Origin of the sequence: Kitasatospora sp. NPDC049258 (assembly GCF_040678895.1) — a bacterium.
Classification (GTDB): domain Bacteria; phylum Actinomycetota; class Actinomycetes; order Streptomycetales; family Streptomycetaceae; genus Kitasatospora.
Genome location: NZ_JBFAQT010000003.1, coordinates 240,880 through 254,464, shown reverse-complemented (window position 1 = coordinate 254,464; position 13,585 = coordinate 240,880). Strand labels below are relative to the sequence as shown.

Below are 13,585 nucleotides of genomic sequence, written 5' to 3'. Positions count from 1 at the left end.
TGCGGGACGCCGGGCCGGGTGGTCCCCTCCACCACCCGGCCCGGCGCCGGGATTCAGCCGGACCGGCGGTCCGCCTGGCGGGGGATCCGGACCGGGGCGGGCGGCAGGCCGAGCAGCCGGGCGAGGGCCGGCAGCGCCGCGTCGGCCCTGGCTTCGTCGAGCACTGCGGTGTCCGCGGCCGCGGGCCGGGCGGCGGAGCCGAGCGGGCCGGCCGCGACCCGCTCGCCGACGGTGCGCCGCACCCCCGCCTCCAGCGCGGAGAAGGTGCGCCGGAGCACCGGCAGCAGGTCGGTGAAGGCCTCCGGCCGGACCCCGACCAGCCAGTCGTCGAGCAGCGCCAGCAGCCTGGTGTCGTGCAGCAGCAGGGCGCCGCCGCCGGCCAGGAAGCCCTCCACCCAGCCGGCCGCGTCGGCCGGGGTGCCACCGGGCGAGAGCACCAGGCCGAGCCGGCGGCCGGCCTCCTCGGTGCCCAGCCGGCCGTCGTCCAGCAGCAGCCGGACGGCGCGGCCGCGCAGCAGCCCGGGGGCGCCGGTGGCCGGGCCGCCGGCGGGCTCGCGGGCGGCCAGCGCGTGCAGGGCCGCGGCCCAGCGGTCGGCGATCGGGTCCTCGGCGGCGTGCTCGGTGTGCTCGACATGCCCGGGGGCGCGCTCGGTGTGCTCGGCGGCATTTTCGGAGGCCAGCAGGCCCACGGCGGCGTGCACCGCGTCCAGGTGGGAGCGCATCGCGTTGGCGCCGTCCTGGTCCAGGCCGGTGCAGGCGGTCGGCAGGCCGACGCAGATCCGCTCGGCGAGGCCCCGGGCCACGTCGGCCAGGGCGGCGCCGTCGGTGCCGCGGACGTCGCCGTAGCGCAGCGCCCGGACCAGCGCGGGCAGCGCGGCCGCCAGCTGGGCGATGTCGGTGTCCAGCGCGGCCCGGTCGGCGAGCAGCCGCATCACCGCGGGCAGCGCGGCTGGCAGGGCGGCGAGCAGGCAACGCTCGGCGAGCGCGGTCAGCTCGGCCAGCTCGCCGGCCCGCTCCGCCGCCCCCACGGCCTTGCCGGTGGCGGCGCCCTCGACGGTGGTGCCCCACTGGGCGGCCTCCACCACCCGGACGGCGAACTCGGGCTCCCAGCGCAGCTGCCAGGTCTCCCGGAAGGTGCCGGTGGAGTTGACGGCCGACCGGCTCGGGGCGCCCCAGTCGATACCGAGCAGGCGCAGCCGGTGCAGCAGGGTGGAGCGCTCGGTGTCCAGCTCCCTGCGCAGGTCGAGGACGAGCTCGCGATCGGCCGGCTCGGGCTTCAGCCGCAGGCTGCGCTGGAGCCGGGCCAGGTCCCGCTGGAGCGGGACGGCGGGGGCCGAGTCGGGCACCTCGCCGAGGGCGTCGCCGACCACCAGCCGGTCGTGCACCAGGGCGAGGGCCACCTCGGAGCCGTCGCACATGACGGCCCGGACGGCGTCCAGCGTCTCGGTGAGCCCGGCGAGCGGTCGGCCGCGCATCGCGGCGAGCGTCTCGGCCAGCCGGACGGCCTCGATGACGTGCGCGGAGGAGACCGGGTGGTCCTCGGCCCGGAGCAGCTCGGCGACCGTGGTCAGCCAGCGGGCCACGGTGTCGCCCTCGGCGGTGAACAGGTGGTGGTACCAGCCGGGCGAGTCGATGCCGGCGCCGTAGCCGGTGTGCTGGGAGAGCCTGCGGTGCGTCCAGGGCACCCAGGTGATCTCGGTCTTCACCTTCTTCGGCAGGCCGGCCAGCAGCGCCTTGTCGTGCGCCACCGTCGGCAGCTCGCGCAGGGCCGGGACGTGCCAGGCCCCGCAGACCACGGCGATCCGCCGGTGCCCGGCCCGGTGCGCGGCCCGCAGCTGCTGGCGCATGTACGCCTCGCGCAGCGCGTCGCGGCGGCCGGTCGGGGTGCCCTCGCGCAGGGCGGTCATCGCCTCCGCGACCGCCTCGAACGGGGCGAGTGCGTCCGCGCCGGGGGCGCGGTGCTCGACCACGTCCTCCCACCAGCGCTCCGGGTCGTCGTGGCCGGCCGCGGCGGCGAGCGCGGCGATCGGGTCCGGTCCGGGGCCGTCGCCGGCGCCCTCGGCCTCGGCCGTACCTGTGCCCTCGCCCTCGCCCACGCCCACGCCGGGAGCGCCCCCCGGCGCTGCCGGCCCGGGGTCGGTGCCCGGCTCGGCGAGGGTGTGGGCGGCCGGCAGGTCGATGAAGCGGACCGGCACCTGGTGGTCGACCGCGTACCGCAGCGCCACCCACTCCGGCGAGAAGACCGCGAACGGCCAGAACGCGGCCCGGGCCGGGTCGTCCACCACGTGCGCGAGCAGCGCCACCGGTGGCACCAGGTCCTTCTCGGCGGCCAGCTCGACCAGCCGGTCGGCCTCCGGCGGCCCCTCGATCAGCACCACGTCGGGGCGCAGCTGGGCCAGTGCGGCGGCGACCGCGCGGGCCGAGCCGGGCCCGTGGTGCCGGATGCCGAGCAGCGTCGGTCCGTTGGTCATGTCGGCCTCCCTCCTGCGGAGAACTGCGGTCAGTTGGAGTGCTCGCGGGCGGCGCGGTAGAAGTCCTTCCAGCCGTCCCGCTCGCGGACCACGCCCTCGACGTACTCCCGCCAGACCGCCCGGTCGGCCACCGGGTCGCGGACCACGGCGCCGAGGATGCCCTGGGCCACGTCCCCCGCGCGCAGCACGCCGTCGCCGAAGTGGGTGGCCAGCGCGAGGCCGTTGGTGACCACCGAGATCGCCTCGGCGGTGGAGAGCGTGCCGCTCGGGGTCTTCACCTTGGTCCGGCCGTCGGCGGTGATCCCGGCGCGCAGCTCGCGGAAGACGGTGACGACCCGTCGGATCTCCTCGGCACCGCCGGGCAGCTCCGGCAGGTCGAGCGAGCGGCCGAGCTGGCCGACCCGGCGGGTGACGATGTCGACCTCCTCGTCCAGGGTCGCCGGGAGCGGCAGCACGACGGTGTTGAAGCGGCGGCGCAGCGCGCTGGAGAGCTCGTTGACCCCGCGGTCGCGGTCGTTGGCGGTGGCGATCAGGTTGAAGCCGCGGACGGCCTGGGTCTCGGTGCCCAGCTCCGGGATCGGCAGGGTCTTCTCGGACAGGATGGTGATCAGGCTGTCCTGGACGTCGGCCGGGATCCGGGTGAGCTCCTCGACCCGGGCGATCCGGCCGTCGGCCATCGCCCGCATCAGCGGGGACGGCACCAGGGCGTCCCGGCTGGGCCCGTGGGCGAGCAGCTGGGCGTAGTTCCACCCGTACCGGACGGCCTCCTCGGGCGTGCCGGCGGTGCCCTGGACGAGCAGCGTGGAGTCGCCGCTGATCGCGGCGGCCAGGTGCTCGGAGACCCAGGTCTTGGCGGTGCCGGGCACGCCGAGCAGCAGCAGCGCCCGGTCGGTGGCGAGGGTGGTGACGGCGACCTCGACGATCCGGCGCGGGCCGATGTACTTGGGGGTGATCACGGTGCCGTCGGGCAGCTCGCCGCCCAGCAGGTAGGTGGCGACGGCCCAGGGCGAGAGCCGCCAGCGCTCGGGGCGCGGGCGGTCGTCCTGCGCGGCGAGCGCGGCCAGCTCGGCGGCGAAGGCGTCCTCGGCGTGCAGCCGCAGGACTTCGGTCGACGTTTCGGTGGTCATCATCGGCTCCTGGCATACGGGCCGCCGGGCACAGCTGTCGCAGGGCACGGGCGGCTCAGAGGGGTGCGGGGACCATCGGCGCAGAGGTCGTACAGGCGTTCTCCACCTGCTGGAACCACCATGCACCGGGACACTGACAACCCGTCGGCACCGGGCGCCCGCGCCACCGCGGGCTACGGCCACCAGGGCTTGTGGCGCGCGGAGTTCGGGTGGATCCGCCGACACCGCGCGCCGTCCGGGAGCCTGCGCGGATCCGCGCGGCCGAGGGGTGTCCGGCCGAGCGCTGACGCCGGGTCGGTTGTCAGTGGCGGCGCCTAGCGTCCTCGGCATGGAGGAACGCTGGAGCACCGAACACGTCCTTTCCCTCGCACCCGACCAGGCCTCGCTGAAGGCCGCCGGCAAGCTCTCCGGGCCCGCTCCCTGGTCGGGGGCCGGCTGGGAGCAGGGGGTGCTGTGGGGGCTGTGCAAGGGCAGTGGCAGCACGCCCTACCGGGCGGCGGTCGAGCTGGCCACGCCCGCGTACAAGTGCAGCTGCCCGAGCCGGAAGTTCCCCTGCAAGCACGTGCTGGGGCTGCTGCTGCTGTGGAGCGCCGGCGCGGCGGAGATCGCCGAGGGGGCGGAGCGGCCCGACTGGGTGGCCGAGTGGATGGCGGGCCGTCAGGCCGCGGTCGAGCAGAAGACCGCCCGGCAGCAGGTCAGGGCCGAGACCGCCGATCCGGCGGCCGCGCGGCGGCGGGTGGAGCGGCGCACCGCCCGGGTCTCGGCCGGCGCCCAGGAGCTGCGGCTGCGGCTGGCCGACGGCGTCCGCCGGGGATTGGCCGACCATGCCGCGGGGGCGGCCGACTGGGAGCAGGTGGCGGCCCGGATGGTGGACGCCCAGGCGCCCGGGCTGGCCTCCAAGGTCCGGGAGTTGGCGTACACCCCGCAGCAGGGGCTGCTCACCGGGTACGCGCTGCTGCACCTGCTGGCCGGGGCCTGGGGCCGGGTCGACGAGCTGCCCGAGGAGCTGGCCGCCACCGTCCGCACCCGGGTCGGCTTCACCGCCGACACGGCCGAGCTGCTGGCCGGCCCGACAGTCCGGGACAGGTGGCTGGTGCTCGGCAGCCGGGACACCGCGGACGACCGGCTGACCACCCGCCGGCTCTGGCTGCGCGGCGCCAAGACCGGGCGCCCCGCTCTGCTGCTGGCCTTCGGCCGGCCGGGCCAGGCGCCCGAACTGGCACTGCCCGCCGGGCAGTCGCTGGAGGCCGAGCTGGCCTTCCACCCCGGTGCCCGGCCGCTGCGCGCGGTGCTCGGCCAGCGGTACGGCGCACCCGAGGCCGGGCCCGCCGAGCCGCCCGCCGGGCTCTCCCCCGCGGAGGCGGTGGCCGGGTACGGCGCGGCGGTGGCCGACGATCCCTGGCTGGAGTCCTGGCCGGTGGTGCTGAGCGAGGTGGTGCCGGTACTCGGGCCCGAGGGCTGGCAGTTGACGGACGGTCGCAGCGCGGTGGCGGTGCGCCGGGGCTCGGTGCCGGAGGCGGCGCTGTGGCGGCTGGCCGCGCTCTCGGCCGGGCACCCGGTGACGCTGTTCGGCGAGTGCGGGCCGGCCGGCTTCGCGCCGGTGACGGCCTGGGCCGGGCAGGGCCGGCCGGTGGGGGTGGGCCAGTGAGCCGCCCCGCCCGGCGGGGCCAAGGCCTTGACCCCGCAGTAGACCCCTCCCCGTACTCGGACCCGACCGGAGGCCGGCCATGACCACGCCCACCACCACCCTGGAGACCGCCGACGGCTGGGCGGAGCTGGAGACCGCCGCGCTGCTGGGCACCGACCGCCGGGCGCTGCCCGAGCCGGCCGGGCCGGCCGCCCTGCTGGCCGCGGCGGCGGCCGTCGACCGCACCGACCCGGCGGTCGCGCTGCTCGACCTGGCCGCGCTGGTCGCCGTCCGCCGCCGGGCCGGCGCCGTGGCGCTGCCGGCGCCCGAGCTGCCGCCGGCGGCCGCGCCGGACGCCCGTCCGGAGCTGCCCGAGGCGGCGGCCCGGCGGCTGGCGGTGCTGGTCGGCGGGCGCACCGCCGGCGCCGCGCCGGCCAACCTGGCCGAGCTGCTGCCGCAGTGGCTGGAGGCGGCGGTGGCGCACGGGTACCGGCTGCCGGGCTCGCTGGTGCCGCCGCTGCTGGACGCCGCCCGGGCCCGCAGCGAGCTGCGCGCACCCGCGGTCGCGCTGGCCGGGCCGCTGGGCCGCTGGCTGGCCGACCGGAACCAGGACTGGCGCTTCGTCCACCGGACGGCCGCCGAGCCGGCGGAGGCCGACGCGGGGCCGCAGGTCTGGCAGGAGGGCCTGTTCGCCGAGCGGGTCACCCATCTGGTCCGGCTGCGCCGGGAGCGCCCGCAGGACGCGCTGGAGCTGCTGGCCTCGACCTGGCCGACCGAGCGGGCCGAGGACCGGGTGCTGTTCCTGGACGCGCTGCAGGAGGGCCTGTCCGCGGCCGACGAGCCGTTCCTGGAGGCCGCGCTGACCGACCGGAGCAAGAACGTCCGGGCGACGGCGGCCGAGCTGCTCTCCACCCTTCCCGGCTCCGCGTTTGCCACCCGGATGGCGGAGCGCGCCCGTGCGGTCGTACGCCTCGAAGGGCGCCGACTGACCGTCAGCCCGCCCGCCGAGTGCGACGCCGGGATGCAGCGGGACGGCATACCGCCCAAATCGCCCACCGGACGGGGGGAACGGGCCTGGTGGTTCGGCGAGATCGTCGCCGCCGCGCCGCTGGCGCTGTGGGCCGCCGACACCGGCCTCGGCCCCGATCAGCTGCTGCGGCTCCCGGTCGGCGACGGCGGGACGGACTGGACGGACGACCTGCGGGAGGCCTGGGCCAGGGCCGCCGTCCGGCAGCAGGACGCCGACTGGGCCCGGGCCCTGCTCGGCCCGGTGCCGCGGCCCGGCCGGGCCGGGCGCACCGCGGGTTCACCCGCCCGGCTGCTCTCGGTGCTGCCCGCAGCCGAGCGGTCCGCCTGGACGGCCGCGTTCGTGCAGACCCACGGGCTGGGCGACGCCTTCCAACTGCTCGGCGCCTGCGCCACCCCGTGGACGCCGCCGCTGTCCACCGCCGTGGTCGCCGCCCTGGAGCGGGCCGCCGGCTCCGGCGCGTACCCGTGGAGCCACAGCGGTGTGCTGGGCATGACGGAGCGGGCACTGGCGCCCGAGGCCGCCCCGGCGGTGGCGGCACTGGCGGCGGACGCCGCCCCCGACACCGCCTGGGCGGAGACCTTCGACCGGCTTGCCGGGACGCTGCGGTTCCGGGCCGCGATGCTGGCCGAGCTGGTGGGCCGAGCCGGCTGAGCCGGTGGGCTTCACCGGCGTCAGCGGCCGTCGGCGGCCGTCAGCGGCTTTGGGCGGAGGTCAGCCCGCGTGGCGCAGGTTCGCCTCGACCCAGGCCACCACGTCCTGGGTCGGGGTGCCCGGGGTGAAGATGTCGGCCACGCCGAGCGCCTTGAGCTCGACGATGTCCTCGGGCGGCACGATCCCGCCGCAGAACACCTTGATGTCCTCGGCGTCGCGCTCGCGCAGCAGCTCCAGCACCTTGGCGCACAGGGTCATGTGCGCGCCGGAGAGGATCGACAGGCCGATGCCGTCGGCGTCCTCCTGGATCGCGGTGTCGACGATCTGCTCCGGGGTCTGGTGCAGGCCGGTGTAGATGACCTCCATCCCGGCGTCGCGCAGCGCCCGGGCGATCACCTTGGCACCCCGGTCGTGCCCGTCCAGCCCCGGCTTGGCGACCACCACACGGATCGGGCCTGACACGCCCATCACTGCCTCCTGGACCTCGTCGTCCACCACCCGGGCCGGCCTGGCCGGGCACGGGTGTGGCGTTAACCACTCTTAACAGACCTGAGGGGAGGGTAGCGCCAACCGCGCCCGGCGTCCGTTTCGCCTGTCGAGAGGAGGGGAAAATCACAGCACCGCCCACCCGTCACCCCCGCGCCGTCCGCCGCGGGGGCCCCGCGCCACCCTGCCCGGGGAGAGCCGTATGCACCGTCCGCCGCCACCCGAGGGCCCGCTGCCCGACCTTCCGACCCACTACCCCTTCCCGACCCACGGCCCGCTTCCGACCCACCACCCCCTCCCGACCGACCGCCCGCTTCCGCTCGGCCAGGCCCTTCCGTTCGAGCACGCCGCCGCCACCGTCCGGGGCGCCGGCGCGGAGGCCGCCGCGCTCGCCCACCACCTGATCCGCTACCCGACCGGCATCCCGGCCGAGCCCCGGCCGCACAGCTGCCCGGCCGCCGCCACGGAGCGCGCGGCGGGCACCGGCCGGCCGCAGCACGGTCCGGTACTGCTGCTGCACGGCCTGGCCGACAACCGCGCCGTGTTCGGCCCGCTCCGCCGCGAGCTGCACCGGCAGGGCTGGACCCACCTGCACGCGCTGAACTACTCGCCGCTGATCCGGGACGTCCGGGCCGCCGCCGTCCTGCTGGCCCGCCATGTCAGCTGGGCCGCCCGGGCCCACCAGGGCCGCCCGGTCACCCTGGTGGGCCACAGCCTGGGCGGGCTGATCTGCCGCTACTACGTGCAGCGGCTCGGCGGGGACGCGCTCGCCCCGACCGTGGTCACGCTCGGCACCCCGCACGAGGGCACCACCGCCGCGCTGCTGCCCATCCCGCTCCCGATCACCCGTCAGCTCCGGCCGGGGAGCCCGCTGCTGGCCGAGCTCCAGCTGCCCGCGCCGCGCTGCCGGGCCCGGTTCACCACGCTCCGCGGCGAGCTGGACGAAGTGGTCCGGCCCGGGCGAAGCGCCCTGCTGCACCACCCTGACCTGTGGTCCGACAATCTGACGATCCCTGGGGTCGGGCACATCGGCCTGCCCACGCACCCGCTGGCCGTCGAGGCGGTCCGGCGCGCCCTGGAGGCCGCGGAAGGAGGAGAACTGACGGAGCGACAGGCCTCCTGAGATGCACGCTTTGTCCTGAATCGGGGGAGAGGGCTACAGTCTCGGCTGTTTCTCCCGATTCCGCGGAGGCGGCAGCGTGACCCTCAACTCCCGTACCGGCGAACGCACCGGCGCTCGCACCGGCACCCGTGTCCGGCAGCGCGAACTGGCCCGCCGGGGCACCCGTACCGCCGTGCTCACGGTGGCCCTCCCGTCCGCGGCCACCCTCGGGGTGTTCAGCGCGGCCGCGGTGGCCGTGCAGCACGAGGGCGGGCACCCGCCGGCGTGGTCCGCCGCCGACGGGACGCCGACCGCCGCCCGCAGCGCACCGGCCGCCCCGGCACCGGCCGCCGACCCCGCCCGGGCCGACCGCACCGGCTCCAGACCCGGGCTGCCCGAGCCGGCGCAGCCCGCCGCCCCGCAGCAGGCACCCGCCGAGCGCCCGCACCACGTCCTGCCGGTCGACGCGCACGGCCTGAGCGCCGGGTTCGGCCAGGCCGGCGACCACTGGGCGGTCCGGCACACCGGCATCGACTTCCCCGTCCCCGCCGGCACCCCCGTCCGGGCGGCCACCGACGGCACGGTCACCACCCGCTGGAGCCCCGCCTACGGCTACCTGGCGACCGTCACCGACCGGGACGGCACCAGCACCTGGTACGCACACCTGCGCTCGTACCGGATCCGCAAGGGCCCGGTCCGGGCCGGGGACGTGATCGCCTACTCCGGCAACAGCGGCAACAGCACCGGCCCGCACCTGCACTTCGAGGTCCGCCCCGACGGCGCGGTACCGGTCGATCCGCTGCCCTGGCTGCTCGCCCACGGCCTCGACCCGCGCTGACCCGACCGGCACCGAGGCCGTCCGCGCCGAGCCGACCCGCGCCGAGGCGGAGAACGCCCCGAACTCCTCGAACTCCTCGAACTCCCCCGCGGCCGACAACCTTCCGCCGGGGCCCGCGCGTCTGTCCGCCGTGAGTCAAACAACCGAGGACGCCGCCTACGCGGCCTTCGTCGAAGCCGCCTGGCACCGACATCTGCGCACGGCGACGCTGCTCACCGGCGACCGGCACCGCGCCGAGGAGCTGCTCCAGGACTGCCTGGTCAAGCTCTACGTCCGCTGGCGCCGGATGTCCGCCGACGACCCGCACGCCTACCTGCGGCGGATGCTGGTCAACGGCAACGTCAGCTGGTGGCGGCGGCGCCGGCGCGAACTGCTCACCGACGAGGTGCCCGAGGCACCGGGCCCGAGCGCCGGGCCGTCCGCCCCCTCCGCCCACCGCGTCGACCAGCGTGAGGAGCTCCTGCACGCCCTGCGCGCACTCCCCGAGCGCCAGCGCGCGGTGGTCGTACTGCGCCATTTCGAGGATCTGTCCGAGAAGGACACCGCCGCCGCGCTGGGCTGCTCGGTCGGCACCGTGAAGAGCCAGAACGCCCGGGCGATGGCGCGACTGCGCGCCGCCCTGCGAGAGAACCAGGAGGCCACCCTGTGACCGAGGACGACGGGCGACTGTCCCACGCCCTGCTGGACCTGGCGGACCACCAGGTCACCACCGGCCCCGTGCCGGTCGCCGACCTGCTCCGCCGCGGCCGCCGGGCCAGGCGGCTGCGCGCCCTGACCGGCACCGCCGCCGCGACGGGCGCCGCCCTGCTCGCCCTCACGGTCGGCGTCGCCGCCGCACCCGCCGGCCCGGCCGGCCCGCTCGCGCCCGCCGTCACGGCCACCCCCGCGCCGGCATCGCACCAGGGATACCGGGTCACCCTGACCTACACCGTCGAATCCGGCCGCGTCGCACCGGACCACCAGCCACCCGGCGGCCACGCCGACCGGTACAGCGGCACCGTCGACCCCGGCTCCCACCGGGCACAGCTGGACGGCCCGCAGCGCTTCCGGTTCACCGACGGCGAGGAGTACGTCGAGCAGGCCGGCACCTGGCACGCGGGCACCGTGGTCTCCGCGCCCCGCGGCACCCTGCCGGTGGGGCAGCTGCTGACCGACGATCCGCAGGAGCTGCTGACCAGGCTGCGTGCGCTCGGCACGGTCACCCGCTCCGGGGGCGGCGGCGCGCAGGAGAGTTACACCTTCTCGTACCTCTCCACCACCTCGCCGTACACCGGGGAGCCGGCCGAGCTCACCGGTCACGTCCCCAACGCCGTGGTCGGCAGCGTGGAGCTCTCCGGCGGCAGGTACCGGAGCATCACCCTGCAGACCACGCTGACCGGTCCGGATCCGGCGAGCGCCGACCGGGAGCCGGTCACCCGGCGGATGGTGATCGTCTTCGCCGACGCCGGCGCGCCGGTGACGGTCGAGCGCCCGACACCCCCGCCGGCATGACGAACGGCCCGGGTCCGCGGCGGCGGAGCCGGGCCGATCACTCCGTCAGAGCTTCTCCACCGGCGCGTAGCGCAGCAGCAGCTGCTTGCGCCCGGTGCTCGCCCCGAAGTCGACCGTCGCCTGCGCCTTGTCGCCCACGCCCATGGTGGCCACCACGGTGCCGAGCCCGAAGGTGTCGTGGGTGACCCGGTCGCCGACCGCGAGGCTCGGCACGTCGCGCTCCGCCACCTTGCGGGCCGACTTGCCCCAGCCCGCCTTCGGCGAGCCCGCCGCGCCCCCGCCGCCCGGCGAGGACAGCCGGGAGGAGCCGGCCGAGGACAGCCCGCGGGCGGCCGGCACCGCCGCCGCACCCGTCCGCTTCCACTCCACCAGCGTCCCGGGGATCTCCTCCAGGAAGCGGGAGGCCGGGTTGTACGAGGGCTGGCCCCAGGCGCTGCGCAGCACCGAGCGGGTCAGGTAGAGCCGCTGGCGGGCCCGGGTGAGGCCGACGTACGCGAGCCGCCGCTCCTCCTCCAGCTCCTTGACCTGGTTGAGCGCCCGCATGTGCGGGAAGATCCCGTCCTCCATGCCGGTCAGGAAGACCACCGGGAACTCCAGGCCCTTGGCGGTGTGCAGGGTCATCATGGTGATGACGCCGCCGCCCTCCTCGTCGTCCGGGATCTGGTCCGAGTCGGCGACCAGCGCGACCCGCTCCAGGAAGTCGGCCAGCGAGCCGACCAGCGGGGTGCCGTCGCCCTCCTCGGCCTCGGGGCGCTCGCCCGGGTCCTTCTCGTACTCCAGGGCCACCGCGGCGAGCTCCTGGAGGTTCTCCACCCGGGTCTCGTCCTGCGGGTCGGTGGAGGCCTGCAGCTCGGCCAGGTAGCCGGTCTCCTCCAGCACGGCCTCCAGCACCGCGGCCGGGCCCGCACCGGACTCGACCACCTGCCGCAGCCCGGCCAGCAGCGCGTTGAACTTCTTCACCGCGTTGGCCGAGCGCGCGGCCATGCCGTACGCCTCGTCGACCCGCACCAGCGCCTGGGCGAAGCTGATCCGCTCCCGGGCGGCCAGCGCGTCGATCATCGCCTCGGCGCGGTCGCCGATGCCGCGCTTGGGCACGTTGAGGATCCGGCGCAGCGGCACGGTGTCCTCGGGGTTGGAGAGCACCCGCAGGTACGCCAGGACGTCCCGGACCTCCTTGCGCTCGTAGAAGCGCACCCCGCCGACCACTTTGTACGGCAGGCCGACCCGGATGAAGACCTCTTCGAAGACCCGGGACTGGGCGTTGGTCCGGTAGAAGATCGCCACCTCGCCGGGGCGGGCCTCGCCCTTGTCGGTGAGCCGGTCGATCTCGTCCGCGATGAACTGGGCCTCGCCGTGCTCGTCGTCGGCGACGTAGCCGACCACCTTCTCGCCCTGGTCGCCGGCGGTCCACAGGTTCTTCTTGCGGCGGTTGGTGTTGCGCTCGATGACCGAGTTGGCGGCGGTGAGGATGGTCTGGGTGGAGCGGTAGTTCTGCTCCAGCAGGATCGTGGTCGCGTTCGGGTAGTCCTCCTCGAACTGGAGGATGTTGCGGATCGTCGCGCCGCGGAAGGCGTAGATCGACTGGTCCGCGTCACCGACCACGCAGAGCTCGGCCGGCGCGATCTGCGCCAGCCTGGCGTCCGCCGGGTTCACGTACTCGCCGTCGACGGTCATCTTCGGCGCGTGCGCGGCGGCGCCACCGCTGAGCTCGCGGACCAGGGTGTACTGGGCGTGGTTGGTGTCCTGGTACTCGTCGACCAGGATGTGCCGGAAGCGGCGGCGGTAGTGCTCGGCCACGTCCGGGAAGGCCTGGAGCAGGTTGACCGTGGTCATGATGATGTCGTCGAAGTCCAGCGCGTTGGCCTCGCGCAGCCGCCGCTGGTAGAGGAAGTACGCCTCGGCGAGCTTCTTCTCGGTCGGGTTGGCGGCCTGGTCGGCGTAGGTCTCCTCGTCGATCAGCTCGTTCTTGAGGTTGCTGATCTTCGCGGTGAAGGACTTCGGCGGGAACTGCTTCGGATCCAGGTCGAGATCACGGCAGACCAGGCCCATCAGGCGCTGCGAGTCGGCCGAGTCGTAGATCGAGAAGCTGGAGGTGAAGCCCAGCAGCTTGGACTCCCGGCGCAGGATCCGCACGCAGGCGCTGTGGAAGGTCGACACCCACATCGCCCGGGCCCGCGGCCCGACCAGCTGCTCGACCCGCTCGCGCATCTCGCCGGCGGCCTTGTTGGTGAAGGTGATCGCCAGGATCTCGCCCGGCTGCACCCCGCGGGCGCCCAGCAGGTACGCGATCCGGTGGGTCAGCACCCGGGTCTTGCCGGAGCCGGCGCCGGCCACGATCAGCAGCGGCGAGCCGTGGTGCTCCACGGCCTGGCGCTGGGGGTCGTTCATCCCCTCCAGCAGCTGGGCCGGGTCGATCACGGTGCGGGCGGCGCCGTTGCGGTAGTACGCGTCGCGCTCGGCCTCGGCGGCGTGGTCGGTCCGGAAGAGGCCGTCCGGGATGGACTCCTCCTCGTGGTACGGGGCGTAGTCGTGCGGAGCCTCCTCGTACGGGGGCTCCTCGTACGGCGGGCCGTCGTGCGGCGGCTCGGCGGCGGCGGGGCGGCTCGACCCGACGGCTGGGTCCTCGAAGCCGGGGAGCGGGAGGTCGTCAAAGAGGCTACTCATGGCCCTCCGAGTCTATGACCCACCGCTGACAGCGTGGCCGATACCACCATTCCGTACGACGGGCATCCGCACCCGGACTGCCGAAACCCACTGGGTCC

General features: G+C 75.9%; 10 protein-coding genes. 6 read left to right on the top strand and 4 right to left on the bottom strand.

The window, feature by feature from the left end:
• Positions 1 to 53: 53 nt before the first annotated feature.
• On the bottom strand, positions 54 to 2,471 hold the full coding sequence (locus AB0K43_RS04460; RefSeq protein ID WP_363635638.1) for a DUF5682 family protein: 2,418 nt from the start codon (positions 2,469 to 2,471) through the stop codon (positions 54 to 56).
• Positions 2,472 to 2,500: 29 nt separating this feature from the next.
• Complete coding sequence (locus tag AB0K43_RS04455) at positions 2,501 to 3,598, bottom strand: AAA family ATPase (RefSeq protein WP_363635636.1); 1,098 nt, start codon at positions 3,596 to 3,598, stop codon at positions 2,501 to 2,503.
• A gap of 328 nt (positions 3,599 to 3,926) precedes the next feature.
• On the opposite strand from AB0K43_RS04455, the gene AB0K43_RS04450 reads away from it, so the two are divergent.
• Both AB0K43_RS04450 and AB0K43_RS04445 read left to right on the top strand, forming a co-directional pair.
• Positions 3,927 to 5,246: an SWIM zinc finger family protein gene (locus AB0K43_RS04450; RefSeq protein ID WP_363635634.1), complete on the top strand. Its 1,320-nt coding sequence runs from the start codon at positions 3,927 to 3,929 to the stop codon at positions 5,244 to 5,246.
• Between the two features lie 79 nt (positions 5,247 to 5,325).
• A complete protein-coding gene (locus AB0K43_RS04445; RefSeq protein WP_363635632.1) occupies positions 5,326 to 6,906 on the top strand; it encodes a DUF5691 domain-containing protein in 1,581 nt (526 codons plus the stop codon).
• Positions 6,907 to 6,966: 60 nt separating this feature from the next.
• Here AB0K43_RS04445 and AB0K43_RS04440 read toward each other — a convergent pair whose 3' ends face one another.
• Positions 6,967 to 7,374: a cobalamin B12-binding domain-containing protein gene (locus AB0K43_RS04440; protein ID WP_363635629.1), complete on the bottom strand. Its 408-nt coding sequence runs from the start codon at positions 7,372 to 7,374 to the stop codon at positions 6,967 to 6,969.
• A gap of 220 nt (positions 7,375 to 7,594) precedes the next feature.
• On the opposite strand from AB0K43_RS04440, the gene AB0K43_RS04435 reads away from it, so the two are divergent.
• From AB0K43_RS04435 to AB0K43_RS04420, 4 genes are all read left to right on the top strand, one after another.
• Positions 7,595 to 8,515: an alpha/beta fold hydrolase gene (locus AB0K43_RS04435; RefSeq protein ID WP_363635627.1), complete on the top strand. Its 921-nt coding sequence runs from the start codon at positions 7,595 to 7,597 to the stop codon at positions 8,513 to 8,515.
• A 76-nt stretch (positions 8,516 to 8,591) separates the two neighbouring features.
• Positions 8,592 to 9,332 carry a M23 family metallopeptidase gene (locus AB0K43_RS04430; protein WP_363635625.1) on the top strand — a complete coding sequence of 247 codons (741 nt, stop codon included), beginning with the start codon at positions 8,592 to 8,594 and terminating at the stop codon, positions 9,330 to 9,332.
• Positions 9,333 to 9,462: 130 nt separating this feature from the next.
• Complete coding sequence (locus AB0K43_RS04425; protein ID WP_363635623.1) at positions 9,463 to 9,981, top strand: SigE family RNA polymerase sigma factor; 519 nt, start codon at positions 9,463 to 9,465, stop codon at positions 9,979 to 9,981.
• The gene (locus tag AB0K43_RS04420) at positions 9,978 to 10,823 is read left to right on the top strand and encodes a hypothetical protein (protein WP_363635621.1); all 846 of its coding nucleotides are present in this window, start codon (positions 9,978 to 9,980) and stop codon (positions 10,821 to 10,823) included. Before AB0K43_RS04425 ends, AB0K43_RS04420 begins: the two co-directional genes overlap by 4 nt.
• 45 nt (positions 10,824 to 10,868) lie before the next feature.
• Here the strand turns inward: AB0K43_RS04420 and pcrA are convergent, their stop codons facing one another.
• Positions 10,869 to 13,487 carry a DNA helicase PcrA gene (gene pcrA, locus AB0K43_RS04415; RefSeq protein ID WP_363635619.1) on the bottom strand — a complete coding sequence of 873 codons (2,619 nt, stop codon included), beginning with the start codon at positions 13,485 to 13,487 and terminating at the stop codon, positions 10,869 to 10,871.
• Positions 13,488 to 13,585 lie beyond the last annotated feature (98 nt).

Coding starts and splice junctions, on each gene's coding strand:
- AB0K43_RS04460 (WP_363635638.1), bottom strand. CDS start 2,471: ATGACCAACGGACCGACGCTGCTCGGCATCCGGCACCACGGGCCCGGC.
- AB0K43_RS04455 (WP_363635636.1), bottom strand. CDS start 3,598: ATGACCACCGAAACGTCGACCGAAGTCCTGCGGCTGCACGCCGAGGAC.
- AB0K43_RS04450 (WP_363635634.1), top strand. CDS start 3,927: ATGGAGGAACGCTGGAGCACCGAACACGTCCTTTCCCTCGCACCCGAC.
- AB0K43_RS04445 (WP_363635632.1), top strand. CDS start 5,326: ATGACCACGCCCACCACCACCCTGGAGACCGCCGACGGCTGGGCGGAG.
- AB0K43_RS04440 (WP_363635629.1), bottom strand. CDS start 7,374: ATGGGCGTGTCAGGCCCGATCCGTGTGGTGGTCGCCAAGCCGGGGCTG.
- AB0K43_RS04435 (WP_363635627.1), top strand. CDS start 7,595: ATGCACCGTCCGCCGCCACCCGAGGGCCCGCTGCCCGACCTTCCGACC.
- pcrA (WP_363635619.1), bottom strand. CDS start 13,487: ATGAGTAGCCTCTTTGACGACCTCCCGCTCCCCGGCTTCGAGGACCCA.